Genomic DNA, 26,761 nt, shown 5'->3' on the forward strand with positions numbered 1-26,761 from the left:
ATTTCGCCACCCTCCCGCCGCTTCACCGCACCTCGCATGAACACCACCCACCCGCTCCAGACCCTGTCCCCGCCGCTGCCCGACGCGGCCGACCCCGACGCATCGCGGCGCCTGTTCCGGCGCCTCGACTGGCGCATGCTGCCCTTGCTGATGGTCTGCTACATGGTGGCCTACATCGACCGCGTGAACCTGGGCTATGCGCAGCTGCAGATGAAGCAGACGCTGCCCTTCGGCGACGAGGTCTACGGCCTGGGTGCCGGCATCTTCTTTATCGGCTACTTCCTGTTCGAGGTGCCCAGCAGCATGCTGCTCAAGCGCATCGGCGCGCGCGCCACGCTGCTGCGCATCATGTTCTGCTGGGGGCTGGTCGCGGCCGGCATGATGTTCGTGCAGACGCCCACGCAGTTCTACACCCTGCGTTTCCTGCTGGGCGTGTTCGAGGCCGGCTTCCTGCCCGGCGTCGTCTACTACCTCACGCAGTGGTATCCCTCGGCGCGGCGCGGCCAGGTGGTGGCGATCTTCATGGCGGCCGCCGTGGCCGCTGGCGTGCTCGCCGGCCCGATGTCGGGCTTCATCATGAAGCACTTCGACGGCGTCCACGGCTGGACGGGCTGGCAGTGGCTGTTCCTGCTGCAGGGCCTGCCGGCCTCGGTGCTGGGTGTGGTGGTCTGGCTCTGCCTGCACGACAGCCCCGAGCGGGCGCCCTGGCTGTCGGCCGAAGAGAAGGCGTTGCTGCGCCGGCAGTTCGCGGCCGACCCCGCCGTCGCGTCGGCGGGCCACGGCAGCATGCGCGCGCTGCTGAAAGACCCTCGCGTCTATGCGTTGGCGCTGGTCGATTTCCTGCTCATCGGCGCCAACTACGCGCTGGTGTTCTGGATGCCCACGCTGATCAAGGGCTGGGGCGTGACCGACCTGGTGCAGATCGGCCTCTATGCGGCCGTGCCGCAGGTGCTGGGCGTGGTCGGCATGGTCCTCATCGGCCGCAGCTCCGACCGCCGCGGCGAGCGGCGCTGGCACTATGCGGCCTCGAGCTTCCTCGCGGCCTTCGGGCTCTGGATCACCATCCAGTCGCAGAACCATCTGGCGCTGTCGATGCTGGGCCTGTGCATCGCGGTGATCGGCCTGGCCGCGGCCACGCCGCTGTTTATCACGGTCGTCACCGAGTACCTGGCCCAACCCGTGGCCGCCACCGGCATCGCCTTCATCAACAGCCTCGCGATCCTGGGCGGGGCGGTGAGCCCGCCGGTCATCGGCATGATCAACGCGCGCGCCGGCAACCCGGTGCCGGCCATCTACTTCGTGCTGACGCTCTATGTGCTGTCGGGCCTGCTGATGCTGGCCGTGGTGCGCCGCCGGCGCTGAACACCGGAACCGAGATGAACCCCACCGAGAACGATTCCTTCGACCTGCTGCTGCGCGGCGGCACCGTGATCGACGGCACGCGCGCACCGCGTTTCCTTGCCGACGTCGGCGTGCGCGGCGGCCGCATCGCGGCCATCGGCGCGTTGCCACGGGCTCGGGCCGCGCAGGTGATCGACGCCACCGGCCGCATCGTCGCACCGGGCTTCATCGATGCCCACACGCACGACGACCAGGCGCTGCTGCTGCAGCCGGAGATGCGTTTCAAGGTCTCGCAGGGCGTGACCACGGTGATCACCGGCAACTGCGGCATGAGCGCCGCGCCGCTGCGCACGGGCGATGTGCTGCCGATGCCCATGGGCCTGATGGACGATGCCGACGGCGCGCGTTTCGCACGCTTCGGCGACTACCTGCAGGCGCTGCGCGACCGCCCGGCCGCGCTCAACGTCGCGGCCTTCGTGGGCCACACCAACCTGCGCGTCTGGGCCATGCGCGACCTGCAGCGCGGCGCCGATGTGGGCGAGATCGAGGCCATGCGCGAGCTGCTGCGCGAAGCCCTCGAGGCCGGCGCGCTGGGCCTCTCGGCCGGCACCTTCTATCCGCCCGCGGCCCATGCCTCGGCCGAGGAAATCATCGCGGTCGGCCGCGACCTGGCCGTGCATGGCGCGCGCTTCGCGACCCACATGCGCGACGAATCGGGCCAGGTGATGGACGCGCTCGAGGAAACCTTCGCCATCGGCCAGGCGCTGGGCGTGCCGGTGGTGATCTCGCACCACAAGGTGCAGGGGCGCGCCAACTTCGGGCGCACCGCACAGACGCTGCCGCGCATCCGCGAGGCGATGACACACCAGTGCGTGGCGCTCGACTGCTACCCCTACGATGCCGGCTCCACCATGATCCGCACCGACCGCGGCATGCTCGACGGCCGCGTGCTGATCGCCTCCAGCACGCCGCACCCCGAGTGCGCGGGCCGCGACCTCGACGACATCGCGCGCGACTGGGGCGTGCCGCGTGAAGAGGCCGCGCGCCGCCTGCAGCCCGGCAGCGCGATCACCTTCCTGATGGACGAGCACGACGTGCAGCGCGTGCTGGCCTTCGACGACACCATGATCGGCTCCGACGGCCTGCCCACCGGCCCGAGCCCGCACCCGCGGCTGTGGGGCACCTTCCCGCGGGTGCTGGGCCGCTACAGCCGCGACATCGGCCTGTTCCCGCTCGAGACCGCGGTCTGGAAGATGACCGGGCTCACGGCGCGCAACTTCGGCCTGCAGGGGCGCGGCACGTTGGCCGTGGGGCAGCATGCCGACATCGTGGTCTTCGACGCGGCCACCGTGCGCGACGCCGCCACCTACGCCGAGCCCGAGCAGGCGGCCGAAGGCATCGAGGCGGTGCTCGTCAACGGCGTGCCGACCTGGCGCGCGGGCGCCTCGACGGGTGCCCGGGCCGGGCAGGTGCTGACCCGCGCACCGGCCGCCTGAGGCGCGTTGTGTAGAGTGGGGCGCACCGGATCGATCGATCCGCTCGCGAGAGGAAACCCATGCACCTCGAAGGCTCCTGCCACTGCCGCGCTGTCCGCTTCTCGCTCGAAGCCGAGAGTCCGGTGCCGTTCATGCACTGCCATTGCTCGATCTGCCGCAAGACGGCCGGGGGCGGTGGCTATGCGATCAACCTGGGCGGCGACGCCCGCACGCTGAAGCTCAAGGGCGCGAAGCACCTGGGCACCTACCACGCCGTGATGCGGGAAGAGGGCAAACGCGCCACCCGCTCCAAGGCCGAGCGCCGCTTCTGCCTCAAATGCGGCAGCGCGCTGTGGCTGTGGGACCCGCGCTGGCCCGAGCTGATCCACCCGCAGGCCTCGGCCATCGACACGCCCTTGCCCAAGCCGCCCGAGGTGGTGGAGGCGGCGCTGGACTTTGCCGCCAACTGGGAGGACGTGCCCAAGGGCCGCGGCCACAGGCACTTCGCGCGCTTTCCGTCCGAATCGCTGGCGGAGTGGCACCAGCGGCACGGGCTGGAGGGTTAGCCAGCCAGGTTCAGTGCTGCAGGATCTTCGAGAGGAACTGCTGGGCGCGGTCGGAGCGCGCCTCGACGTTGCCGAAGAACTCCTCCTTGGCACAGTCCTCGACGATGCTGCCGCGGTCCATGAAGATCACGCGGTGTGCGACCTTGCGCGCGAAGCCCATCTCGTGCGTGACGCACATCATCGTCATGCCTTCGCGCGCCAGTTGCACCATCACGTCGAGCACCTCGTTGACCATCTCGGGGTCGAGCGCCGAGGTGGGTTCGTCGAACAGCATCGCGATCGGGTCCATCGCCAGCGCGCGCGCGATGGCCACGCGCTGCTGCTGGCCGCCCGAGAGCTGCGAGGGAAACTTGTGCGAATGGGCCCGCATGCCCACGCGCTCGAGCAGCGCCATGGAGCGCGTGCGCGCCTCGCTCGACGAGCGCTTGAGCACCTTGACCTGCGCGATCGAGAGGTTCTGCTCGATCGAGAGGTGAGGGAAGAGCTCGAAGTGCTGGAACACCATGCCCACGCGCGAGCGCAGCCGGTTGATGTCGATCTTGGGGTCGCCCACCGCCACGCCGTCGACCGTGATTTGGCCCTGCTGGAAGGGTTCGAGCGCGTTCACGCACTTGATCAGCGTGGACTTGCCCGAACCCGAGGGGCCGCAGACTACCACCACCTCGCCCTTGCGGACCTGGGTCGTGCAATCGGTCAGCACCTGGAAGGCGCCGTACCACTTGCTCACTTGCTGGATGTCGATCATGGTTTTTCCTTTGCGGGCGAGGTCAGGAGTTGCAGGAGCGTGTTGGCGACCACCACGGTCGCCTTGCGCAGTTCGTCGAGCGGTACGCGTTCGTCGGCGCGGTGGCCGTTGGCTTCGAGCAGCGATTCGGGGCCGGCGCCGTACATCACGGTCGGGATGCCGGCTTCGCTGTAGAGCCGCGCGTCGGTGTAGAGCGGCACGCCGATGGGCGTCACGGGCTTGCCCATGACCGCGCTGGCTTCGCGGCACATCAATTCGGCGAATTCGGCCGCGCCGGACGCAGGCGCGAAGGGACGGGCCAGCAGGATCTGGCGGATCTCGACCGTGATGCCCGGCAGGGCGGCGCAGGCGTCCTCGATGACCTGGCGCAGCTCGGCCTCGACCGCCTCGGGCACTTCCTCCGGCACGATGCGGCGGTCGATGCGCAGGCTCAGCATGTCGGCCACCACGTTGGTGTTGATGCCGCCTTCGATCAGGCCGACGACCATCGTCGGATGCGTGATGCCCGGCGTCCGGGAAGGCCGGTGCACGAGCTGGTCGCGGTAGCGGTAGAGCGCGGGCAGCAGGGTGGCGGCCGCCTCGATCGCGTCGGCGCCGGTGTCGGGCCGCGCCGCGTGCGCGGAGGTGCCGCGCAGCGTCACTTCGAGGTGCAGGCAGCCGTTGTGCGCCACCACCACATGGTGCGAGAAGGCGGCCGAGATCACGTAGTCGGGCCGGCTCAGGCCCTGCGAAAGAATCCAGCCGGGGCCGGTCATGCCGCCGGTCTCCTCGTCGTAGGTGAAGTGCAGCTCGACCGTGCCGGCCAGCGGCGTGCCGCTGGCGCGCAGTTCCTTCAGGGCGCGCAGCGCGAAGGCATAGGTGGTGAAGTCCGACTTCGAGACCGCGGCGCCGCGACCGTAGAGCCAGCCCTCGCGCACCTCGCCGCTGTAGGGTGAGCGGCTCCAGCCCGAGCCCGGCGGCACCACGTCGCCGTGCGCGTTGAGCGCGATCACCGGGCCCTCGCCGAAGCGCTCGCGCACGATCAGGTTGGTCACGCTGCGCATGCCGTGCTGCTGCGCGAAGCCGGGCGGCACCGCATGGCGCTCGACCACCAGGTCCATGTCCTCGAGCAGGCGGGCCGAGACTTCGGCGTGCGGCGCGCAGTCGCCGGGCGGGTTGTCGGAGGGGCATTGCACCAGCCGCGCCAGGGTTCGGACCTGGTCTTCAAAGTGCGTGTCGATGAACTGGCGCAGCACGGCGCGCGCGGGGGAGGGTTCGGTCATGGGGCTCCGTCAGAGAAAGCGGTCGATGCGGAAAGGCGTGATGTCGATGGCGGTGCGGCCATGCACGATCAGGTCGGTGACCAGGCGCGCGGCAATCGGCGCCAGCGTGTAGCCGTTGGAGGTGACGGCGTTGTAGAAGCCGGGCACGCCGGGCACGTCGCCCAGGATCGGCGCGCCGTCGATGTTGACGTTCATGCCGGCCCAGCAGCGCACCATGTGCAGGCCGCTCACCGCCGGCAGCACCTGGCGCGCGACCCACAGGCCGCCCTCGATGCTGCTGCGTTCGGCGCGGTTGAGCCGCATGCCTTCGTGGAAGGCCGCGGTCCAGCCGCCGCCGATGATCAGGCCGCCGGTGGCCGCCTGCTTGAGGCTCAGGTGCCGGTCGGCGTGGGCGACGAGGTGGTTGACCAGCGGCGGCGCGGGCTCGGTCACGATCATCTGCAGCGGCGCGCCCTTGACCGGGATCGGCACGCCGAGCATGTCGCCCACCTTGCTCGACCAGGCGCCGCTGGCGTTGACCACCCGGCCTGCGTGGATCACGCCACGCGAGGTGTGGACCACGAAGCCGGCGCCGTCGCCGGGTCGGCGCTCGATGTCCTGCACGTCGCAGCCGCGCAGGAAGCGCGCGCCCTGCTGCCGCGCGAGCGCGGCCACGGCGTAGGTCGCGCGCAGCGGATTGATCTTGCCTTCCATCGGGCACAGCTCGGCGCCCAGCAGCTGCGGCGACAGGGCCGGCGACAGCCGGCGCAGCGTGGCGGCGTCGATCACCTGCGCGTCGATGCCGTGGCTGCGTTCCAGCGCGGCCTTGGCCTCGATGAAGCGCATGCCGGCTTCGGAATCGGCCACCATCAGGCCGCCGGTGATCTTGATCTCCAGGTCCTCGCCGCTCTCGGCCTCGATCTCCTGCCACAGCCGCACCGACATCGGGCCCAGCGGCAGCGTGGCCGCGGCCGGACCGCCGCCTTCCTGCGCCTTGGCGCCGAAATCGAAGGACAGCAGCTGCACATGCAGGCTGCCCGCGTTGGCGCCCGAGGCCTGGAGGTTGAGGTCGTCGCGGTCGACCACTGTCACGTCCTGGCCCGCCTTCGACAGGTAGTGGCCCAGGCAGGAGCCCAGCACGCCGGCGCCGATCACCAGCACGTCGGTGCGCAGGATGTCGAAGGGCGCGTGCTCCACCGGGCGCGCGAGGTTGGGCGTGATCGCCGGCTTGTGGCCGCCCCATTCGGGCTTCTCGAAGCCCAGCGCGCCGGCCGGCACCGGCTTGGCGGGCGGGCGCGGCGCGAAGTACTGCTCCACCTCGAGCGGCCGGCCCGTCATCTCGCTGACCAGCCGCGCCGCCGTGACCGCGCAGTAGCGGCCCTGGCAGCGGCCCATGCCCAGCCGCGTGTTGCGCTTGAGCGCGGCCAGCGTGTCGCGGCCCGCGCGGATCTGCGCGCGCACCGAGCCGAAAGTGATCTCCTCGCAACGGCACAGCAGCGTGTCGTCGCTGACCGCGGCCAGCGCCACGGGAGGCGCTTCGTAGAGCGACCAGAGCGCCTGCTGGAAGCATTCGGCCTGGCGCAGCCGCGCGCGGGTCTTCGCGGGCGCGACCGCGGGCGGCGCCGACAGGCCGAGCTTGCGCGCCGCGGCCCGGCCGGCCAGCGTGCCGCGGGCCAGCGCCACGCGCGAGCCGCCCATGTCGGCACCGTCGCCGACCACGAACACGTCGGGCAGGCTGGTGGCGCCGTTCTCGGCGGTCACGGTCGCGAGGTAGCCCAGGTGGCGATCGACCACGCGGTGCGCGCAGCCCAGCATGCGCGCCAGTTCGGTCGAGGGGATGAAGCCGTAGCCCAGGCACAGCGTGTCGGCCTCGAAGCGGATCGGCGGCGCGTCGGTGGCCTTGCCCTGCGCGTCCAGCGCCACGGCCTGCACAGCCTGCAGTTCGCCGTCGCCTTCGGCCGCCACCACCGCATGGCGCCACAGCACCGGCACCTTGTGCGCGCGCAGCTGCCGCAGGTAGGCCCAGCCCTGGCGCACCAGGTCGGGCGCCGTGCGCGCGGTGGTCAGCAGCTGCCGCCAGTCGCGCGAAAGCGAGGGGCGGGCCGCCGATTCGAGCACCGCGAGCACCTGCGCGCCGCCGGCCAGCAGCTCGGCCGCGAGCTGCAGGTTGAGCGGGCCATTGCCCGCGATCACCACGCGCCGGCCCGGCGCCACGCGGTAGGCGCGCGCCAGCGTCTGGGCCGCGCCGGTGGTCATCACGCCGGGCAGGGTCCAGCCGGGGAAGGGCACCGGCCGCTCGTAGGCGCCGGGCGCGATCACCAGCTGGCGGCAGCGGATGTTGGTGGCCCGGCCGTCGATCAGGGCGCTCACTTCATGCGCGGAGAACGCGGCCCAGACCTGCGCGCCCTGCGCCACCGTCACGCCGGCGGCCCGCACTTCACGTTCGAGCGCCAAGCCGTCGGCGAACTGGCGGTCGGCGGGGCGGGGCGCCTGCTGCGAGGGCGCGAGCGGCTTGTAGAACTGGCCGCCCGACTGCAGCCGTTCGTCGAGCACCAGCACCTCGGCGCCGGCCTGGCGCGCGGCCAGCGCGGCCGACAGGCCGGCCGGCCCGGCGCCCACCACCAGCACGTCGACCTCGCGTTCGGCCGGCCGCTCGGCGGCGGCCGGGGTCAGCGGCTGCAGTGGGTCGGCCGGCGTGCCGGCGGGCATGGCCGAGCGGATCTGCTGGCCGTCCGCCACCTTGGTCAGGCAGGCGCGCTGGCTGGCCACGCCGTCGACCGTCACCAGGCAGTCGAAGCAGGCGCCCATGCCGCAGTAGAGGCCGCGGCGCTGGCCGTCGCGCGTGTGCCGCAACTGGCGCAGGTGGCTGGCGGCGAGTGCGGCCGCCACGGTCTCGCCCTCGAGGCCATCGACGGGCTGGCCGTCGTACCAGAAGCGGATCGGCCGGCCGGCGGCGGCGATGGAGGAATGGGTGAGGCGTGCGCTCATGAACAGGTTCGAAGCAAAAAACCGCTTGATGCGATTGAACGTATACGTATACTAGACGTATACAAGCACTTCGTCACCCGATTTTTTACCGAGGACCGACCCATGACAGCCTTCCGTGGCACCTATACGGTGCTGATCACCCCGATGACCGCCGACGGAAAGCACGTGGACGTGCCGGCGCTCAAGAAGCTGGTGAACTGGCAGATCGAGGAGGGCATCCACGGGCTGATCCCCCTGGGCAGCACCGGTGAGTTCCTCTCGCTGACGCCGGAAGAGCGGCAGCTGGTGATCGAGACCTGTGTGCAGACCGCAGCAAAACGCGTGCCCGTCCTGATCGGCACCGGCGCGGAGTGGACCGACGAGTGCGTGCGGCTGAGCCGCGAGGCCGAAAGCATGGGCGCCGACGGCGTGATGATCATTCCGCCCTTCTACAGCTCGCCCACCGACGACGAGCTGTTCGCCCACTACCGCAAGGTGGGCGAGGCGATCAACGTGCCGATCATGGTCTACAACAACCCGGCCACGGCCAACGTCGACCTCAGGCCCGAGCTGGTCGCGCGCCTCTCGCACATCGACAACTGCCTCTACATCAAGGAGTCGACGCTCGAGGTCACGCGGGTGCGCGACATCATCGAGCTCTGCGGCGACCGCATGACGGTGTTCGCCGGCATCCTGGGCTACGAGTCCTTCTGGCTCGGCGCGCAGGGATGGGTCGCGGTCTGCTCCAACCTGATCCCGAAGATGTCGGCCCGCCTGTTCGAACTGGTGGCCGACGAGCAGGACATGCCCGCCGCGCTGGCGCTCTACAAGAAGATGCTGCCGATCGTGCGCTGGGTCGGCGGCCACCGCTATGTCGCGGCCTCGAAGGACGGCCTGTCGATGATGGGCCTGCCCGTGGGCCAGCCGCGCGCGCCGCGGCTGCCGCTGCCCGCCGCCGATGCCGCCGACCTGCGCCTGGCGCTCGACCGGCTCGGCCTGCTCGATTCCATCGCGCGCTGAGCGCCGCCTTTCCCCACCCCTCGCCTCGTTCCACCTTCACCAGGACATCACCATGAAACTGCTCTCCGCTTTCGCCACGGCCGCTGCTCTTTCCATTCTCGGGACGGGGATCGCCAATGCCCAGGCCTGCACCTCGCCGGTGTCCGACGCCGCGCTGGTGAAGAAGGGCACGCTGATCATGTCGGTCAACCCGACGCTGCCGCCGATGCAGTTCGTCGACCAGACCGGCGCGCTCAAGGGCATGCGGGTCGAGCTGGGCGAGGCGATCGCCAAGCGCCTGTGCCTCACGCCCGAGTACGTGCGCATCGAGTTCTCGGCCATGATCCCGGGCCTGCAGGCCGGCCGCTGGGACGTGATCAACACCGGCATCTTCTACACCGACGAGCGCGCCAAGCTGATGCAGATGCTGCCCTACGAAGACCAGGCCATCAGCATCAGCACCGCCAAGGGCAACCCGCTGAAGATCAGCAAGCCCGAGGACCTCTCGGGCAAGAGCATCGGCGTGGAGATCGGCGGCTTCGAGGAGCGCAAGGCGCGCGAGCTCGACAAGCAGCTGACCGACAAGGGCATGAAGGGCATGACCATCCGCACCTTCGAGAACTTCGCGATGGCCTTCCAGTCGCTGCGCGCGGGCCAGGTCGAGGTCGCGCTGTCGATCGACTCCACCGGCGCCGAATACCAGAAGCGCGGCGACTTCGAGCGCGTGCTGCACGGCCTGTTCCCCACGCCGGTCGCGCTGGCGGCGAAGAACAAGGAGCTGTCGCTGGCGGTGGCCAAGGTGCTCAACGACATGAAGGCCGACGGCTCTTTCGGCAAGCTGTTCGACCAGTACGGCGTCAAGGCGATCGACGGTGCCGTGGTCGTCAAGGGCCCGGCAAGCTGAGCGCGCGCCGCGCTCGTCACTGACTTCGCAATCAAGGAAATTCCATGGGACAAGGCTGGAACTGGTCGGGCTTCATCGACTATCTGTTCAACCCGTACATCCTCCAGGGTGCGCTCACGACGCTGTGGCTGACGCTGGCGTCCATCGCGGGTGGACTGGTCGTGGGCTGCGCGCTGGCCCTGGCCCGGCTGTCCCGCCACCGCTGGCTCGCGGCGCCGGCGCACTTCTACATCTGGGTCTTCCGCGGCACGCCGCTGCTGGTCCAGCTGATCATCATCTACACCGGGCTGCCGCAGCTGGGCGTGAAGCTGTCGGTGCTCGAGTCGGCGCTGCTGGGCCTGATCCTCAACGAGGCCGCCTACCTGGCCGAGGTGGTGCGCGGCGGCATCCAGGGGGTGTCGGCGGGGCAGACCAACGCCGCGCGCGCCGTCGGTTTCAGCAGCGCCCAGAGCATGCGCTACATCGTGATGCCGCAGGCCCTGCGGCTGATCATCCCGACGCTGGGCAACAGCATCAACGGCCTGCTCAAGACCACCTCGATCACCTCGGTGATCTCGATGGAGGAGCTGCTGCGCCGCACCCAGGTTCTGATCCAGGAGAAGTTCATGGTGCTCGAGCTGTTCGTGGTGGCCGCCATCTACTACCTGCTCATGACCACGGTGTGGGACTTCATCCAGCGCCGCATCGAGCGCCACTACGGCCGTGCCTACGGCAACGCGAGCGAACCCGTGGCGACTCCCGCAGACGTGGTGCTCGAGCAGCGCTGACCGGAGACCGCCCATGCCGCACTACGACCTGATCCTGCGCAACGCCGACATCGCCACGGTCGGCGACCGCTACACCGCCGACATCGGCGTGCGCGACGGGCGCATCAGCGCGATCGCGCAGCAGCTCGAAGGCAGCGCCGCACGCGAGATCGACGCGGCCGGCCGGCTGGTCACGCCCGGCGGCGTCGACGGCCACTGCCACTTCGACCAGCCCACCAGCGACGGCTCGCGCTTCTCCGACGACTTCTTCACCGGCACCCGCTCGGCGGCCTGCGGCGGCACCACCACCGTGCTGCCCTTCGCCGCGCAGCAGAAGGGCGGCAGCATCCAGGACGCGGTCGACGACTACCACCGCCGCGCCGACGACAAGGCGGTGATCGACTACGCCTTCCACCTGATCGTGTCCGACCCCACCAAGGACGTCACGCAGCGCGAGCTGCCGGCGATGATCGAGAAGGGCTACACCTCGTTCAAGATCTACATGACCTACGAGGACCTGAAGCTGGACGACCGCCAGATCATCGAGGTGCTCGCGGTCGCGCGCCGGCAGGGCGCGATGACCATGGTTCATGCCGAGAACAGCGACTGCATCGCCTGGCTCACCGAGCAGCTGCTCGAGGCCGGGCTGACCGCGCCGCGCTACCACGCGAGCTCGCGGCCGATGGCGGTGGAGCGCGAGGCCACGCACCGCGCGATCGCGCTGGCCGAACTGATCGACACGCCGATCCTGATCGTGCATGTCTCGGGCCGCGAGGCCGTCGAGCAGATCCACTGGGCGCGCGGGCGCGGCCTGCCGATCTTTGCCGAGACCTGCCCGCAGTACCTGTTCCTGAGCGCGGAAGACCTGGGCATCGACCCCGACGATCCGATGCACGGCGCGCGCTGCATCTGCAGCCCGCCGCCGCGCGACAAGGCCAACCAGCAGTTCATCTGGAACGCGCTGTCGAGCGGGCTGTTCACGATCTTCTCGTCGGACCATTCGCCTTTCAACATCCACGGCCCCGACGGCAAGCGCGTGGCCGGCGACGACGCCTCCTTCGACCGCATTCCGAACGGCATCCCGGGCGTCGAGACGCGCATGCCGCTGCTGATGAGCGAGGGCGTGCTGGCCGGTCGCATCGACGTGCACCGCTTCGTCGAGCTCACGGCCACCAACCCGGCCCGCATGTACGGCCTGTACCCGAAGAAGGGCACCATCGCGGTGGGCGGCGATGCCGACTTCGTGGTGTGGGACCAGTTCGAGGCCGGGCAGGAGAAGGTGATCGCCAACGCCATGCTGCATCACGCGGCCGACTACACGCCCTACGAGGGCATGCGGCTGCGCGCCTGGCCCGGCATCACGGTGTCGCGCGGGCGCGTGGTGTGGGAAGACGGCGTCTTCTCGGCCGAGCCCGGCTCGGGCCGCTTCCAGCCCTGCCTGCGGCCACGCGCGCCCAACGCCGGCAGCCCGCTCGACAAGTGGCTGTGAGACCATTCCCGCCGCAGCGGCCGGCCTGCTAAGCTTTTCGCCCCGTCTGTGGAAACTCTCTTCCCTCGCATGCCAAGTCTTCCCAGCCCGGCCCAGCCCGCCACCATCACCATCGCGCCGCTCGAGGTGCGCTCCGCCAGCCTGGCCGAGCAGGCCTACATGAGCCTGCGCACGCTGATCCTGGACCGCAAGATCTCGGCCGGCAGCCCGCTGCAGGAGGCCCGGCTGGCGGAAGACCTGCGCATCTCGCGCACGCCCATGCGCGAGGCGCTGGTGCGGCTGGCCGGCGAGGGCCTGCTGGTGCGCCGCGACGCACGCTCCTATGCGGTGCGCGCGCTGGGCACCAAGGAGTACTTCGACTGCATGCGCGCGCGCGAGATCATCGAGGGCGAGGCCATCGTGCTGGCGGTCGACAAGATCAGCGACGCGCAGATCGACGCGCTCGAGGCCGACCTCAAGTCTTTCGATGCCGGCGAGCACGACGAGACCGAGCACTGGCATTTCGACGACCGCTTCCACCAGCTCATCTCGTCCGCCAGCGGCAACGTGGTGCTGCCGCGGCTGGTCGAGGAACTGCGCGTGAACGCGCGCCTGTTCAGGCTGCACAGCCCGCTGCACCGCCAGCGCGAGAACCACGACGAGCACGGCGAGATCATCCTCGCGCTGCGCGCCCGCGACCCGGAGCGCGCGCGTGCCGCGATGTGCGCTCACCTGCGCAGCCTGCAGGAAGACGTCAAGCGCGCGATCGTCGGCTGAGGCCGGTTGCGCCCGCTCGGCCGCTAGTCCACATACTGCGCCGCGCCGTCCAGCGCCATCGGCACCGCCACCCGCATCGCATCGATGAAGCGCCGCAGCCGGGCCGGCTGGAAGCGCGACTGCGGATAGATCAGGTGCACGGCCAGCGGGTCAGCCCGCCACTGCGGCGCGAGGTGCACCAGCCGGCCCTGCGCGATGTCGTCGGTCACGGTCCAGGCCGAGACGATGCTCGCGCCCAGCCCCATCAGCGTGGCGTTGCGCAGCGCGAACAGGCTGTCGGTGCCCAGGCGCGGGTGGATCGGCACGCGCACCCGCTCGCCGCTGCGCACATGCGTGAGCGAGAGCTCGTTGCGGTAGAAGGTGCGCAGCGCGAGCCAGGGCAGGGCGGCCAGCTCGCTCGCGTGCGTGGGCGCCGCCAGGCCTGCGAGCAGAGACGGCGCGGCGACCGCGATGCGCGGCACCTCGGTCAGGCGCAACGCGACCAGCAGCGCGTCTTCCACCTCGCCCAGCTGGATCGCGCAGTCGATGCCCTGGGCGATGAAGTCGGGCGGGCGGTCGTGCAGCAGCCAGTCGACCGACACGCGCGGGTAGCGTCGCAGGTAGTCGACCAGCGGCCCCATCAGCAGGCGCTGGCCGAAGGCGTGCGGCGCCACCACGCGCAGCGTGCCTTCGGGCTCGTCGCCCGCGCCGCGCAGGTCGGCCTCGAAGCTCTCCCAGCTGCCCAGCATTTCCTTGGCGCGCTCGTAGCAGCGCTCGCCGTCCTCGGTCAGCTTCATCGCATGGGTCGAGCGGTTGAGCAGGCGCAGGCCCAGCGCGCGTTCCAGCGCCTGCAGCCGGCGGCTCACGGTCGGCTGGGTCGCGCCGAGCTGCACCGCGGCGGCCGACAGGCTGCCGGCCTCCACGATGCGAACGAAGGTCTGCAGCAGCTCGATGCGCCCGGCGGCGTTGGAGACGGAGGAGGGGTCGGCGGTGGCCATGCGAGGGTGGAAGAGCGGTGAGCGATTGCTATACGTCAGGCGTATATGCATTGTGCATGCCCTGTGGCTACCAACGCTCGGCTTTCCTGGGCACACTCGCGGCTCGCTTCAGAATCTAAGGGTTAACACCATGTCTTCCATTCAATGCGTGCATGCACCGGCCGCGCCGCTTCCGGTCGAGGACACGCTGCCTCCCGCGCTGGTGTTGCTGCTCGCGGGCTCGGCCGGTTTTTCGGTGGCCTCGCTCTATTACAGCCAGCCGATGCTGGGCGTGCTGGGCAACGACATCGGCGCCACGGCGCGCAGCGTGGGCTTCGTGCCCACGCTCACCCAGCTGGGCTATGCGCTGGGCCTGCTGCTGCTGGCGCCGCTGGGCGACCGCTACGACCGGCGCACCATCATCCTGATCAAGGCGGCCGTGCTCTGCGTCGCATTGCTCGCGGCCGGTGCCGCGCCTTCGGTCGGCCTGCTGCTCGCGGCCAGCCTGGCGATCGGCCTGTCGGCCACGCTGGCGCAGGACATCGTGCCGGCCGCCGCGGTGCTGGCGCCCGAGGCCCGGCGCGGCAAGGCCGTGGGCACGGTGATGACCGGGCTGCTGCTGGGCATCCTGCTGTCGCGTGTGGTCAGCGGCTTCGTGGCCGAGCACTTCGGCTGGCGCAGCATGTTCGTGGCCGCGGCCGCGAGCATCGCGCTGGTCGGCGTGGCGGTCTGGCGCGGCCTGCCGCGCTTCGCGCCCACCACCCGGATGTCCTATGGCGCGCTGATGGGTTCGCTGGTCGACCTCTGGCGCCGCCACGGCACGCTGCGCCGCGCGACGCTGGCGCAGGGGCTGGTGGTGATCGGCTTCAGCGCCTTCTGGTCGACGCTGGCGGTGATGCTGCACGGCGCGCCCTTCCACCTGGGCAGCGCGGCGGCCGGCGCCTTCGGCCTGGCGGGCGCGGCCGGTGCGCTGGCCGCGCCGCTGGCCGGCCGGCTGGCCGACACCCACGGCCCGGCCTGGGTGGCGCGCGGCAGCGTGACGCTGACGGTGCTGTCCTTCGCCGCCATGGCGGCCGCCCCCTGGCTGTCGCCGCATGCGCAGCTGTGGCTGCTGGCGCTGTGCGCCGTGGGCTTCGACCTCGGCGTGCAGGCCACGCTGATCGCCCACCAGACCATGGTCTACGGCATCGAGCCCGGCGCGCGCAGCCGGCTCAACGCGATCCTGTTCGTGGGCATGTTCATCGGCATGGCCATCGGCTCGGCGCTGGGCGCGCTGGTGCTCGCGCAATGGGGCTGGATGGCGGTCACGGGGCTGGCCACGGGCTCGGCCGCGGCGGCACTGGTCGTGCGGCTGTGGCCGGCGGCTCAGTCGACCGCCGTCGCCACGCCCAGGTAGTTCAACAGCTGCGCCCGGACGTCGGCGAAGCGCTGGGTCCGCGCCCGGGCCTCGGTGGGCAGGTCGACCGTCAGGTCGGCGGCGATCCGTCCCTCGTCGAGCATGACGATGCGGTCGGCCAGCTCGATCGCCTCGTCCACGTCGTGCGTCACCAACAGCACGGCCGGGTGGTGCAGCGCCGACAGCCGCTTGAGCAGCGCATGCATGCGCAGGCGGGTGAGGGCGTCGAGCGCGCCGAAGGGTTCGTCGGCCAGCAGCAGCTCGGGCTCGCTCACGAGCGAGCGCGCGAGCGCCACGCGCTGCTGCTCACCGCCCGACAATTCGTAGGGCCAGGACCGCGCCCGCGCGCCCAGCTCGACCTCTTCCAGCGCGCGCTGGCCACGGGCCCGTGCATCGGCGCTGCCGAGGCCCAGCACCACGTTGTCGAGCACGCGCCTCCAGGGCAGCAGCCGCGCATCCTGGAACACCACCGACAGCCGCTGCGGCACTTCCAGCAGTCCGCTGCCGATGGCCTCGTGGTCGAGCCCGGCCACGGCGCGCAGCAGGGTGCTCTTGCCCGAGCCGCTGCGCCCCAGCAGCGCCACGAACTCGCCCTGCGCGATGTCGAGGTCGATGCCCTGCAGCACGCCCTTGCGCGTGAAGCGGCGCTCGAGCGCGCGGATGCGGACGACCGCGCTCATTTCGCCAGCGTCCTGCGCCAGACCAGGGCCTTGCGCTCGAGGTAGCGCACGCCGTAGTCGGAGGCCAAGCCCAGCAGCGCATACAGCACCAGGCCCACCAGCATCACGTCGGCCTGCGCGTAGTTGCGCGCCAGGTTGATCATGTAGCCGATGCCGTCGGTGGCATTGAACTGCTCCACCACCACCAGCCCGAGCCAGGCGCCCATGACGGCGAAGCGCAGGCCCAGGAAGAAGCCCGGCATGGCGCCCGGCAGCACCACGTGGCGGATGAACTCGCCCCGGCTCAAGCGCACCGTCTCGGCCAGTTCCACATAGCGCAGGTCGATGCTGCGCAGCGCGTTGTGCGTGTGGATGTAGATCGGCGTGAACACGCCCAGCGTGATCACCGTGACCTTCATGAACTCGCCGATGCCGAACCACAGGATGAAGAAGGGAATCAGCGCGAGCGAGGGCACGGCGCGCTTGATCTGCACCAGGCCATCGAACACATAGCCGCCGGTCAGGCTCAGGCCCGACAGCAGCGCCACCACCACGCCGATCAGGATGCCGAAGAACAGCCCCTGGCCCGCGCGGCCGGCCGACACCAGCAGGTGCGTCTGCAGCCGGCCCTGCTCGATCAGGTCGTAGCCCGTGGTGACCGCGACCCAGGGCGCGGGCAGGATGCGGCTGTCGATGAAGCCGGTGGCCGAGCCGATCGACCAGTAGACCAGCAGCAGGATCGGCCCCAGCAGCCAGCCGTAGCGCAGCGGCGCGCCCAGGCCGAGCCGCCGCGGGCGCGGGCCCTGCGTGGGCGGGCGCGCGACGCTGAAGCGCTCGGCTTCGCGGCGGTGCAGGGGGAGTGCGGCGGGCACGGCGATGCCGGCGCGTGGGGGAGGATGTGCGCTCATGGGGTAGGGGCCTTGGGGTTTTCTTGGAGGGGGACCGCATCGGCTGCCGCGACAGCGTTGCGGGAGGCGTGGATGGTGTCGAAGGCGATCTTCTCGAAGCGCCGGTCGAACAGGGTGGCGGCGTCGAAACTCTCTCGGCCGATCTGCCGGGCCATGAAGTCGACGGTCTCCTGCTGCAGCGCGATCACGTTGTTCCAGTCGGCGGGCACTTCGGTCGGGCCGGTGTGGGTCAGGATGTACTGGGCATCGGCGGCGCTGACGCCCTGGTCCTCGATGTAGTAGATGCGGGTCCATTCGGCGCGGTTCTGCTCGGCCCACTCGGTGGCGCGGGCCCAGAGCTGCACGTAGGCGCGCAGGGCCGCGGCCTTGGCCGGGTCGGCAAGTGTCTCGTCGCGCACGTAGAGGTTGCCGGCATCGTCGCGGAAGCGGCCGTGGCCGAGGATGCGCGCGCCTTCCTTGCCGTAGGCATCGAGGTAGCGCTTGGTGCCCAGCGTGGCGCGGCCCAGCGGCGCCGCGTCGACCAGGCCGCTGGCCAGCGCGCCGGTGTACACGTCGGAGGTCGAGGGCAGGTCGACCAATGTCACGTCCTTGGGCGTCAGGCCGGCTTCGGCCAGCGTGCGCAGCACCACCGCGCCCTGCGCCTGGCCCGGGCTGAAGGCCAGCTTCTTGCCCTTGAGGTCGGCCAGCGAGGCGATCTTCGACTTGGGCGACAGGCCGATCACGTAGGTCGGGTAGGTGAAGGGATCGGACTTGTGGCGCCAAGCGATGATCTTGACCGGGATGCCGACCCAGACCGCGTGGATCGGCGGGATGTTGGCCGCCGAGCCCACGTCGAGCGCACGCGCCTGGAAGGCCTCGGTCACGCCGGGGCCGCCCGAGATGTTGGCCCATTCGATGTCGAAGGGCAGGTTCTTGTCCCAGCCCTTGTGCTGGAGCACGCGCTGCGTGGTCGGGTCGCCGATCACCAGCCGCGTGCGCGGCGGCACCTCGGTGGGCAGCGGCGCGTCGAGTGCCAGCTTCGCGGGGGCGATCGGGTTGGCCGCGCCGCGGTCGAAGGCGCCACGGCCGAAGGCCAGGAAGGCGGTCACGGCCACCAGCACGATGCCCACGAAGGCGAGCGATGTCCTGGTGCGGGAAGAAGAGGTGCTCACAGGAACTGCTCCGAGCCCACAAGGCCGATCTTGGTCAGGCCGTGGCGCTGCACGGCGGCCATCACGGCCGCCACCACGCGGTAGTCCACCGCACGGTCGGGCCGCACATGCAGCTCGGGCTGCACCGGCTGTGCGGCGATGCCCGCGAGCCGCGACTCGAGCAGCGGCAGGCCGGCGAGCTTCTCGTCGTTCCAGTTCAGCGCGCCGTCGGCGTCGATGTGGATGCGCACCACCTCGGGCTCCTGCGCGACCGTGCGCGGCTGGGGCGCCGGCATGTTGAGGTTCACCGAATGCAGCTGGATCGGGATGGTGACGATCAGCATGATGAGCAGCACCAGCATCACGTCGATCAGCGGCGTGGTGTTGATGTCCACCATCACCTGGGGCTCAGCCGATGCGCTGGCGCCTAAGTTCATGGCCATGGAAGGGTCTCCGGGGGAAGGGATGGGCCGCGGCGGTGTTCAGCCGCGCGGCGGTGGCTCGGTGATGAAGCCGATCTTCAGGATGCCGGCGCGTTGGCAGGCCAGCACCACGCGGCCGACGTGCTCGTAGGGTGCGCCGCCATCGCCGCGGATCTGGATCGCGGGCTGCGGCGTCTGTTGGGCGACCTGCTTGAGCCGCTCGACCAGCGCCTCGTAGTTGCCGATCGCGCCCTGGTTCCAGAACACCTGGCCGCTGCGCGTGACCGCGAGCTGGATGTCCTCGGCCCTGGCCTCGCGCGGGCGGTTGACCTCCTTGGGCAGGTCCACCGGCACCGTGCGGGTCACGACCGGGATGGTGATCAGGAAGATGATCAGCAGCACCAGCATCACGTCCACCAGGGGCGTGGTGTTGATGGTGGCGATGATCTCGTCGTCACCACCCGACTGTCCGACGACCATGGCCATGTTCAGGCCCGGGCCGCGACCAGCTTGGCGGGCGCGCTGTGGTTGGCGGCTTCGGTCTGCGGGTTCACCGAGGCCGTGGCGTTGACGTTCGCCCCGCCCAGCAGCACCGCATGCAGGTCGACGGCGAAGGCCCGCACCTCGTCGAGCGCGGCCTTGTTGCGGCGCACCAGCCAGTTGTAGCCCAGCACCGCGGGCACGGCCACGGCCAGGCCGATGGCGGTCATGATCAGTGCCTCGCCCACCGGGCCGGCCACCTTGTCGATCGAGGCCTGTCCGGCGATGCCGATGGCGGTCAGCGCGTGGTAGATGCCCCAGACGGTGCCGAACAAGCCGACGAAGGGCGAGGTCGAGCCGACCGTGCCCAGCAGCGTGAGCCCGTCCTGCAGCCGCGACTGCACGTTGTCGATGGCGCGCTGGATCGACTGGCCGACCCAGGTGTTGAGGTCGATGTGCTCGCGCAGGCCCGTGTGGGTCTTGCGTGCATCGAGCCCGGCCTGCGCGATGAAGCGGAAGGCGCCGTGGGGGGTGAGCGCCTGCGTGGCCTGCTCGACGCCGCCCGCGTTCCAGAAATTCTTGCGCGCCTGCTTGGCATGCGAGCGCAGCTTCTGCTGCTCATAGAGCTTGGTCGCGATCACGTACCAGCTGGCGGCCGACAGGATCACCAGGATGACCAGCGTGGCCTTGGACACCAGGTCGCCCTGGGCCCACAGCGCATCGAGGCCGTAGGGGTTGGAGACGCTGGCCTGGGCCGCGGCGTTGCCGTCCTGTGCAAGGGCCGCCGGGCCGAAGCTCAGCGCTAGGGCGATCGAGGCGAAGGCGGCCGGCAGGGCGGCACGCGCCTTGCGCAGTGCGCGGGAAGTGGGGGTCATGGTTTCTCCAGCAAGAGGGGTGAGGAAGAGCGAGGGGTACGGAGGGCGGGGCATCGACAGCGCCCGCGCGGCGAGGAAGGGAAATGCATGGCGCGGATCAGTTGTCCAGCTTGAACTGGAAGGGCACGGACACGCGCACCGGTTGTCCCTGGCCTACGCACTGGAAACGCGCCACCGCCGCGGCCACGACGTCGTTGAACACCGAGTTCGTGCTCTTCACGATGCGCACGTTGTCGATGGCGCCGGTCTCGCGCACGATGAACTCCACCAGCACGTCGCCGCTGAGGTTCATCTGCAGCGCACGCGGCGGATAGGCGACGCTGCTGCGGATGCTCAGGTGGTTGGGGCAGGTGACGCCCACGCTGGCCATGACGGGTGCGGGCGGTGGCGCGGCCGGTGGCGCCGCCGGTGGGGCGGGAGGCGAAGGGGGCGCGGGCGGCGCAGGCTGCGACTGCGTGGCCTCGATGCGGGGCGCGGACGGTGCGCTCACCACCACTTCGGGCGGCGGCACATAGGCCGGCGGCGGCGTGACCTTCGGCCGCGGTACCACGACCTTGCGCTCGGGCGGAGGCGGTGGCGGTGGTGGCGGTGGCTGCACCGGCTGGGGCGCCTCGACGATCCTCACCTCGAGCGGATTCGCCAGCACGTCCACGACCTTGCGCGCCAGCCCGTTCACGAGGGCATAGACCAGCGCGATGTGGAAGAGGATCACAAAGCCGATGCCCGTCAGGTGGCGACGGGGATCTCTTTGCTGGCTGGCATAGCTCATCGATGAAGGTCCGGCGCCGGGCGCCCAAGGAAGGAATGAAATGCGGGCGCCGCATACTGCGCGGCCTCTCGCTCTCGTGGCGAGGGCAATTGCAGGGAGCGTGCCATTGCGCGTGCATGGCGCAGGGCACGACGGCATCGAACCCAAGGTGGGAGTTCAAGAAGCGGGTTCGGCACAAGAGAACCGTTGCGCTTGCGGGTCTTCATGCACCTTCGCGTGCATGCGGCTGCTGCGCAGGCAACACCCTCGGCACGCACGAAGCAGATTGGCCGTGCCGAAGGCGCGCGGCCGTGGCGCCAAATTCGGGTGTCGCATGACGATATGAAGTCATCGCGCTTGCGTCGTGCCGCGGCCACGCGCCCCGTCGGTGCGGCACGTGATGCCGTGCGTGCAGCGCGCCCTGCGTGCGGTTGTGAACGCAGCAGCCCGACCGCGTGGCTGCTCGATGCACAGCAATCCGGAGTGCTTGCACATGGCACAGGATTCGCAACGAGCTGCAACGCATTCCTGCGTTCTCAACTCTCTCTCTCTCTCTCTCTCTCTCTCTCTCTTTTTCTGTTCTTCCCTCCATGCAATATCGACGACTCGGCCGTTCCGGCCTCCAGGTCAGCGCACTGTCCTTTGGCTCCTGGGTGAACTTCGGCAGCCAGACCGACACCCGGGGCGCCATCGAGATCCTCGCGGCGGCGCGCGACGGCGGCATCAACTTCCTCGACAACGCCGAGGGCTACGCCAAGGGCGAGTCGGAGCGCATCATGGGCGAGGCCCTGAAGAAGCTCGGCTGGCAGCGCAACCGCTTCGTGATCACGACCAAGTTCTTCAGCGGCCTGGGCAGCGGCCCCAACGAAGCCCGCACGCTCAACCGAAAGTACCTGCTCAACGCCATCGACGGTTCGCTGGGCCGGCTGGAGCTGGACCATGTCGACGTGGCCTACGCCCATCGGCCCGACCCGCACACGCCGATCGAGGAAACCGTCTGGGCCTTCCACGACATCATCGCGCGCGGCAAGGCGCTGTACTGGGGCACCTCCGAGTGGAGCGCCGACGAGATCCGCGCGGCCTGGGACATCGCCGAGCGCCATCACCTGCACAAGCCCGTGACCGAGCAGCCGCAGTACAGCCTGCTGCATCGGTCCAGGGTCGAGACCGAGTACGCGCGGCTCTACGAGGACATCGGCCTGGGCCTGACGACCTGGAGCCCGCTGGCCTCGGGGCTGTTGAGCGGCAAGTACCTCGACGGCGTGCCGGCCGGCAGCCGCGCCGCGGTCAACGGCGGCGAGCGCTTGCAGCAGCGCATCGCCAACCCCGCGCTGACGCAGGGCCTGCGCGCACTCGCCGCCATCGCCGCCGATCTGCAGACCACCTTGCCGCAGCTCTCGCTCGCGTGGATCCTGCGCAACCCGCGCGTATCGACCGTGATCACCGGCGCCACCGCGGTGGCGCAGCTGCAGGAAAACCTGGGGGCGCTGGCGGTGGTGCCTAAGCTCGATGCGGACACAGTGCAGCGCATCGACGAGGCGCTCGCCGGCCTGATCGCCTGAGCACGAAGCGCGCGCGGACACGGTGTCGCGCGAGCTTCAAGGGCGGGCCCCTGCGCGGGGCCTCTCATCGCGTCAGCGCGCCGAGTCGCCGCGCCGGTAGTCCAGCGTGAGCGCATCGAGCTTCTGCTTGAGTTCGGGCGCGAGCTGGTAGTTGGCTGCGGCGAGCGTCGCATCGAGCTGGCCCGGGCTGCTGGCGCCCAGCAGCGGCGCCGTGATGGCTGGGTTGGCCAGCACCCAGGCGATCGACAGGGTGGCCAGCGGCACGCCGGCCTGCTCGGCCACCTCGGTGAGCCGGGCCACGGTGTCGAAGGCGCGGTCGTTCCAGTAGCGTGCCTGGTAGCGCTCGGCCGCGGTGCCCAGCGTGAAGCGGGTGCCGTCGGCGGGCACCGCGCCCTTGCGGTGCTTGCCGGTCAGCAGGCCGCCGGCCAGCGGGTTGTACGGGATCACGCCCAGGCCTTCTTCCTCGGCCAGCGGCAGCAGCTCGCGCTCGATCTCGCGGAACAGCAGGCTGTAGCGCGGCTGCACCGACACGAACTTCGTCAGGCGCAGCAACTCGGCACGCCCCAGCGCCTTGGCCAGGCGGTAGGCCAGGAAGTTGGAGACGCCGACATAGCGTGCGCGGCCCGACTTCACGATCGTGTCGAGCGCCTCGACGGTCTCGTCGATCGGCGTGTGGACATCGTCCGAGTGCAGCTGGTAGAGGTCGACATGGTCGGTCTGCAGCCGCGCCAGGGACGCATCGATCGCGTCCAGCAGGTGCTTGCGCGAGGCGCCCTGGTCCCAGGCCTGCGGGCCGACCTTGCCGACCGCCTTGGTGGCGATCACGAAGCGCTGGCGGCGCGAGCTGTCGGTGGCCAGCCAGCGGCCGATGATCTCCTCGGTGCGGCCGGCGGTCTGGAGCCCGCCGCCCAGCGGGTAGACGTCGGCCGTGTCTAGGAAGTTGATGCCGCCTTCGGCCGCCTTGTCGAGGATGTGGTGCGACACGGCTTCCTCGGTCTGCAGGCCGAAGGTCATGGTGCCCAGCGCGAGGCGCGAGACGGTCAGGCCGGTGCGGCCGAGGCGGGTGGTGGGAATGCTCATGGAGAGGAAGGTCCGGTTGGAGAAGAAAGAAGGAAGGAGGAAAACGCTCGGTGACGGACGGCGTGTAAGGGCGCGCCGCCGATGGGAAAGGGCAGGCCCGCGGCCGCCAGGATGGCGCTGCGCGCACGGGCCTGAGCGATCAGCCGCGCCACTTCGGCGCCCTTGGCGGCGGTGTAGGCGCGCCGGTCCTGCGGGTGGGCCAGTGCGAGCGTGCGCTTGACCACCTGGTACTCGGCCCGCGCCGCGAGGTTGCTGCGCAGGTGGTCGCGCACCAGCAGGTAGTCGTGGAAGTGCGGGCTCGCGCGCGGCAGCAGGTGGATGCAGTGGGTGCGGCCACCCGGCCCGAGCTTCTCGAGCAGATGGCCGACCTGCGCGCTGCGCCAGCCCAAGTCGTGGTAGCCGATCACGGCCAGCCGCGCGACCGCCTGCGCCGAAGCATGGGGTGTGGCGACGGCGATTGCGATGTCGAGGATCGGCTTGGCCAGCAGCCCCGGCACCGAGGTGCTGCCCACGTGCTGCACGTCGGCGGCCAGCGTGCCCAGCGCCGAGACGATGCGCCGGCGCTCGACGTCGAACAGCGCCGCCCAGGCCGGCAGGTGCGTCACGAGCCGGACCTGGCCGCTCGGCACGCCGAGTGCCAGCTCGGCATCCGCCACGTTCGCCATCGGGTTCAACCCAGCACGTTGAAGAGTTCGCCTTCCAGCGTTTGCGAGCGGAAGCCGTCGGGCCCCTGCGGCAACTCGCCGGCCACCGTGATACGGCGCACCACGCGCGGCAGGTCGAAGTGTGCGTAGTCGATCGGGCCCGCATGCGCCACGGCCTGGTTGTCCCACAGCACCAGCGAATGCGCGGACCAGTGGAAGCGCACCTGGTACTCGGGCCGCGTGATCTCGTTGACCAGCAACTCGAGAATGCCCCGACTTTCGGGTTCCTTGAGGCCGACGATGTGGCTGGTGGTACCCGGGTTCACGAACAGCACTTTCTCGCCGGTCTCGGGGTGGATGCGCACCAGCGGATGCAGCGAGACGAAGGGCCCGGTCGAGCGTCCGTCGCGCCGGACCTTGCCACTGCCCGCGGTATCGTAGCCGCTGGTGCGGTGCACGGCCTTGAGCGGATCGATCAGGCGCTTGATCGGCTCCGACAGGCCGTCGTAGGCCCGCACGAGGTTCGCGAACAGCGTGTCGCCGCCGCAGGCCGGGATGTCAACGCCGCGCAGGATCGTGTAGCGGTTGGGGTTGGCGACGAAGGTGATGTCGATGTGCCAGCCCTTGTTGTCGCGCGGCGGAGGCGCGCTGGGCACGGTCACGTCGGGCCGGAGCGACTTGTACTCGGCGGCCTTGCGCTCCCAGATCTCCGGATGCTCGACCAGGCCCTCCGCGATCGGGTGCGCGGGCGTGAGCGGACCGAAGGCGCGGCCGAACGCGAGCTGCTGCGCATCGGTGATCGGCTGGTTGCGGAAGAACAGCACGCGCCACCGGTGGATCGCGGCCTGGAGGGCGGCGAGCGTGGCGGTGTCCAGCGGCTGGCGAAGGTCGATGCCGGAGATCTCGGCGCCGATCACCGGCGTGAGAGGGCGGACTTGGATCGTGGTGCGTTCGGCAACTACGGACATGCGGGTCTCCTGGCGTGGAAATGGATCGGGAAGACCCTTCTCAGCGCAAGGGCCATGCCATTGGAAAAGGCGCTGGATCACGGCCGGGCTGCTCTGTGCGCAACATCGTCGGCGCACGACTGCTGGCTTTACAGCAGCGCGCCTGGCCGGTGGCATCCAGCCGCTCGAAGACCGGCCCGTGCGTGCGGAGGACGAATCCGGCGTGCACGCGTCCGCCATCCACGAAGGGGGGCACAATCGCGCGATTTCACAAGGAACCGTGATGCAGGTTCGCGGCATGACTGCTTCCGACCTCGAGGCCGTCCATCGACTGCTCCTGGCCAATGGATGGGCCCATCGGGTCGGCGAGGTCGGGGAACTCGGCCGACTGGTTGCCGCGTCGCAGCGAGCGGTGGTCGCGGTGGTCGGCGACGACATCGTCGGCTTCGCTCGCGCGATCACCGACGGTATCTCGAACGGCTACCTGTCGATGGTCGTCGTTGCGGCACCGCAGCGGGGCCAGGGCATCGGCCAGGCGCTGGTCGAACACCTCGTCGGATCGGACCCCGGCATCACCTGGGTGCTGCGCGCCGGGAGAGAGGGCGCAGCCGGTTTCTTCGCGAAGCTGGGTTTCGACGCCTCGACGACCGCGATGGAGCGTCGGAGGCGTTGAGGGACTTCGCGGTGCTCACCCTGCGCCTTCGCCGGTTGCGCAGCTGCAGCGCGGCATCGAGGGTGGCGGGTCGAACGCGATCCCCGCAACATGCAGTCGCTCGAACACGCAGCCGTTCTCGAAGCGCCATTGGCTCGGCATGCGGGTCTTTAGGCCATGCCCGAGCGAATCGATGCGCCGATCCAGCTGCTTGGCTTCCTCCTGGAGGATCTCGACAACGATGGTGTTCGCACGGCAGATCGCTGCGACCTCATGCAAGGTGCGTCCGTCCTTGAACATCTGCTTGCAGTGCTCGATCAGAAACTTGCGCGGAACGACATGTTCTGCGTGCCCAGCTCCTCTGTGACCCCTGCCTCGCGGAATGAAAGCGCTGGAGATGAAGAGGAATGCCCGGGTGTCGCCACTTCGGCCGTGCCGCCACTCCCTGTGAAGGTATCTGGCCAATCGGTGGAACTCGCTCTCCACCGGGTCCAATGGCCATGGTTGATCCGCGTACAAGGCTTCGTGCTCGAAGCGAAGCTCATCCAGCCGCCGCTTCACCGCGGCGGGGTCGAAGGTGTTCGGCGGGCGTTGGGGATGCGGCCACTCCGCCAGTCGGCAGGCTGCTTCCAGCAGCGTCAGCTTCTCGTGTCGATAGAGGCCGAGCATGAAGTTTCGAAGTGCCACCGGGCGAACCTCGGCGGGATAGGGGCTCAGCAGATGGATTGCCCTCGTATCGCCGTTGCGCCCCTGCCTGTGGTATTCCTGGAACGAAAGGGCCGTCTCGAACACACTGTCGGCGAACTCTCTGACATCGGGGGAATCGAGGAGCACCCGGCTGCCGTCCGGCCGCTTCTCGCTCAGGGCGCCTGTGGCGAACAGTGCCTGCATCAACCCGGACGCCCTGTTCGGATCGATGTTCAGCGATCGCTGCAGGAGCGGGGCAGAGGCGATCTGGTGCGCTCGGAACAGGGCAAGAGCGTCGCTTTCGAGGGGGGTCATGGTTTGCGGCGCGAGAAGTGCGATGTTAGGCGCGCAGGGGTGTCCTGAGGTTTCACCGTCAGGGTCGAAGG

At 70.0% G+C, this 26,761-nt stretch carries 26 protein-coding genes; 11 read left to right on the forward strand and 15 right to left on the reverse strand.

The window, feature by feature from the left end; all coding sequences use genetic code 11:
• Positions 1-36: 36 nt before the first annotated feature.
• Genes QTI20_RS03680 through QTI20_RS03690 form a run of 3 tightly spaced genes read left to right on the forward strand, consistent with a single transcriptional unit; the run spans position 37 to position 3,382 of the window.
• On the forward strand, positions 37-1,362 hold the full coding sequence (locus QTI20_RS03680; protein WP_286550161.1) for an MFS transporter: 1,326 nt from the start codon (positions 37-39) through the stop codon (positions 1,360-1,362).
• A 14-nt stretch (positions 1,363-1,376) separates the two neighbouring features.
• Entirely contained in the window at positions 1,377-2,837 is a 1,461-nt protein-coding gene (locus QTI20_RS03685; RefSeq protein ID WP_286550159.1) for an N-acyl-D-amino-acid deacylase family protein, read from the forward strand.
• 59 nt (positions 2,838-2,896) lie between these two features.
• Positions 2,897-3,382: a GFA family protein gene (locus QTI20_RS03690; RefSeq protein WP_286550158.1), complete on the forward strand. Its 486-nt coding sequence runs from the start codon at positions 2,897-2,899 to the stop codon at positions 3,380-3,382.
• Positions 3,383-3,392: 10 nt separating this feature from the next.
• Here QTI20_RS03690 and QTI20_RS03695 read toward each other — a convergent pair whose 3' ends face one another.
• The 3 genes from QTI20_RS03695 to QTI20_RS03705 are packed head-to-tail and all read right to left on the reverse strand — an operon-like array spanning position 3,393 to position 8,356.
• Positions 3,393-4,127, reverse strand: a complete 735-nt coding sequence (locus QTI20_RS03695) for an amino acid ABC transporter ATP-binding protein (RefSeq protein WP_286550156.1) — start codon at positions 4,125-4,127, stop codon at positions 3,393-3,395.
• Entirely contained in the window at positions 4,124-5,389 is a 1,266-nt protein-coding gene (locus QTI20_RS03700; protein ID WP_286550153.1) for a M20/M25/M40 family metallo-hydrolase, read from the reverse strand. Before QTI20_RS03700 ends, QTI20_RS03695 begins: the two co-directional genes overlap by 4 nt.
• 9 nt (positions 5,390-5,398) lie before the next feature.
• Positions 5,399-8,356: an FAD-dependent oxidoreductase gene (locus tag QTI20_RS03705; protein ID WP_286550151.1), complete on the reverse strand. Its 2,958-nt coding sequence runs from the start codon at positions 8,354-8,356 to the stop codon at positions 5,399-5,401.
• A 102-nt stretch (positions 8,357-8,458) separates the two neighbouring features.
• On the opposite strand from QTI20_RS03705, the gene QTI20_RS03710 reads away from it, so the two are divergent.
• The 5 genes from QTI20_RS03710 (at position 8,459) to QTI20_RS03730 (ending at position 13,229) form a co-directional block, all read left to right on the forward strand.
• Positions 8,459-9,355, forward strand: coding sequence for a dihydrodipicolinate synthase family protein (locus QTI20_RS03710; RefSeq protein ID WP_286550149.1), 897 nt, complete (start codon positions 8,459-8,461; stop codon positions 9,353-9,355).
• A gap of 52 nt (positions 9,356-9,407) precedes the next feature.
• Positions 9,408-10,238: an ABC transporter substrate-binding protein gene (locus QTI20_RS03715; protein WP_286550148.1), complete on the forward strand. Its 831-nt coding sequence runs from the start codon at positions 9,408-9,410 to the stop codon at positions 10,236-10,238.
• Between the two features lie 44 nt (positions 10,239-10,282).
• Positions 10,283-11,005: an amino acid ABC transporter permease gene (locus QTI20_RS03720; protein WP_286550146.1), complete on the forward strand. Its 723-nt coding sequence runs from the start codon at positions 10,283-10,285 to the stop codon at positions 11,003-11,005.
• Positions 11,006-11,018: 13 nt separating this feature from the next.
• On the forward strand, positions 11,019-12,473 hold the full coding sequence (gene hydA / locus QTI20_RS03725; RefSeq protein ID WP_286550145.1) for a dihydropyrimidinase: 1,455 nt from the start codon (positions 11,019-11,021) through the stop codon (positions 12,471-12,473).
• Between the two features lie 69 nt (positions 12,474-12,542).
• Entirely contained in the window at positions 12,543-13,229 is a 687-nt protein-coding gene (locus QTI20_RS03730) for a GntR family transcriptional regulator (RefSeq protein WP_286550143.1), read from the forward strand.
• A gap of 23 nt (positions 13,230-13,252) precedes the next feature.
• Here the strand turns inward: QTI20_RS03730 and QTI20_RS03735 are convergent, their stop codons facing one another.
• Positions 13,253-14,206 (reverse strand): LysR family transcriptional regulator, encoded by a 954-nt coding sequence (locus QTI20_RS03735; RefSeq protein WP_286550141.1) that lies wholly within the window; start codon positions 14,204-14,206, stop codon positions 13,253-13,255.
• A 130-nt stretch (positions 14,207-14,336) separates the two neighbouring features.
• Between QTI20_RS03735 and QTI20_RS03740 the strand changes: the two genes are divergently transcribed.
• Positions 14,337-15,581, forward strand: coding sequence for an MFS transporter (locus tag QTI20_RS03740; RefSeq protein ID WP_286550139.1), 1,245 nt, complete (start codon positions 14,337-14,339; stop codon positions 15,579-15,581).
• On the opposite strand, the gene QTI20_RS03745 is transcribed toward QTI20_RS03740, so the two are convergent.
• From QTI20_RS03745 to QTI20_RS03775, 7 genes are all read right to left on the reverse strand, one after another.
• Positions 15,551-16,261 carry an ABC transporter ATP-binding protein gene (locus QTI20_RS03745; protein WP_286550137.1) on the reverse strand — a complete coding sequence of 237 codons (711 nt, stop codon included), beginning with the start codon at positions 16,259-16,261 and terminating at the stop codon, positions 15,551-15,553. The two genes, QTI20_RS03740 and QTI20_RS03745, sit on opposite strands and share 31 nt — an antisense overlap.
• Positions 16,258-17,148, reverse strand: coding sequence for an ABC transporter permease (locus tag QTI20_RS03750; protein WP_286550136.1), 891 nt, complete (start codon positions 17,146-17,148; stop codon positions 16,258-16,260). Before QTI20_RS03750 ends, QTI20_RS03745 begins: the two co-directional genes overlap by 4 nt.
• The gene (locus tag QTI20_RS03755; RefSeq protein WP_286550133.1) at positions 17,145-18,299 is read right to left on the reverse strand and encodes an ABC transporter substrate-binding protein; all 1,155 of its coding nucleotides are present in this window, start codon (positions 18,297-18,299) and stop codon (positions 17,145-17,147) included. Before QTI20_RS03755 ends, QTI20_RS03750 begins: the two co-directional genes overlap by 4 nt.
• The gene (locus tag QTI20_RS03760; protein WP_286550131.1) at positions 18,296-18,721 is read right to left on the reverse strand and encodes an ExbD/TolR family protein; all 426 of its coding nucleotides are present in this window, start codon (positions 18,719-18,721) and stop codon (positions 18,296-18,298) included. The genes QTI20_RS03755 and QTI20_RS03760 overlap by 4 nt, the downstream gene beginning before the upstream one ends.
• 39 nt (positions 18,722-18,760) lie before the next feature.
• Entirely contained in the window at positions 18,761-19,186 is a 426-nt protein-coding gene (locus tag QTI20_RS03765; RefSeq protein ID WP_286550129.1) for an ExbD/TolR family protein, read from the reverse strand.
• 2 nt (positions 19,187-19,188) lie between these two features.
• Complete coding sequence (locus QTI20_RS03770) at positions 19,189-20,055, reverse strand: MotA/TolQ/ExbB proton channel family protein (RefSeq protein ID WP_286550127.1); 867 nt, start codon at positions 20,053-20,055, stop codon at positions 19,189-19,191.
• Positions 20,056-20,152: 97 nt separating this feature from the next.
• On the reverse strand, positions 20,153-20,824 hold the full coding sequence (locus tag QTI20_RS03775; protein WP_286550126.1) for an energy transducer TonB: 672 nt from the start codon (positions 20,822-20,824) through the stop codon (positions 20,153-20,155).
• A 569-nt stretch (positions 20,825-21,393) separates the two neighbouring features.
• Here QTI20_RS03775 and QTI20_RS03780 point away from each other — a divergent pair.
• Positions 21,394-22,365, forward strand: coding sequence for an aldo/keto reductase (locus QTI20_RS03780; protein WP_286550125.1), 972 nt, complete (start codon positions 21,394-21,396; stop codon positions 22,363-22,365).
• Between the two features lie 72 nt (positions 22,366-22,437).
• On the opposite strand, the gene QTI20_RS03785 is transcribed toward QTI20_RS03780, so the two are convergent.
• The 3 genes from QTI20_RS03785 to QTI20_RS03795 are packed head-to-tail and all read right to left on the reverse strand — an operon-like array spanning position 22,438 to position 25,057.
• On the reverse strand, positions 22,438-23,445 hold the full coding sequence (locus QTI20_RS03785) for an aldo/keto reductase (protein WP_286550124.1): 1,008 nt from the start codon (positions 23,443-23,445) through the stop codon (positions 22,438-22,440).
• The gene (locus QTI20_RS03790; RefSeq protein ID WP_286550121.1) at positions 23,442-24,110 is read right to left on the reverse strand and encodes a GrpB family protein; all 669 of its coding nucleotides are present in this window, start codon (positions 24,108-24,110) and stop codon (positions 23,442-23,444) included. The genes QTI20_RS03785 and QTI20_RS03790 overlap by 4 nt, the downstream gene beginning before the upstream one ends.
• 5 nt (positions 24,111-24,115) lie before the next feature.
• Positions 24,116-25,057: a TauD/TfdA dioxygenase family protein gene (locus tag QTI20_RS03795; RefSeq protein ID WP_286550118.1), complete on the reverse strand. Its 942-nt coding sequence runs from the start codon at positions 25,055-25,057 to the stop codon at positions 24,116-24,118.
• A 262-nt stretch (positions 25,058-25,319) separates the two neighbouring features.
• Here QTI20_RS03795 and QTI20_RS03800 point away from each other — a divergent pair, with 262 nt between their 5' ends.
• Entirely contained in the window at positions 25,320-25,709 is a 390-nt protein-coding gene (locus QTI20_RS03800; RefSeq protein WP_286550115.1) for a GNAT family N-acetyltransferase, read from the forward strand.
• A 15-nt stretch (positions 25,710-25,724) separates the two neighbouring features.
• Here QTI20_RS03800 and QTI20_RS03805 read toward each other — a convergent pair whose 3' ends face one another.
• Positions 25,725-26,690, reverse strand: coding sequence for a hypothetical protein (locus QTI20_RS03805; protein WP_286550112.1), 966 nt, complete (start codon positions 26,688-26,690; stop codon positions 25,725-25,727).
• Between the last annotated feature and the right edge of the window lie 71 nt (positions 26,691-26,761).

It is taken from the genome of Variovorax sp. J2P1-31 (genome assembly GCF_030317215.1).
Classification (GTDB): domain Bacteria; phylum Pseudomonadota; class Gammaproteobacteria; order Burkholderiales; family Burkholderiaceae_C; genus Variovorax.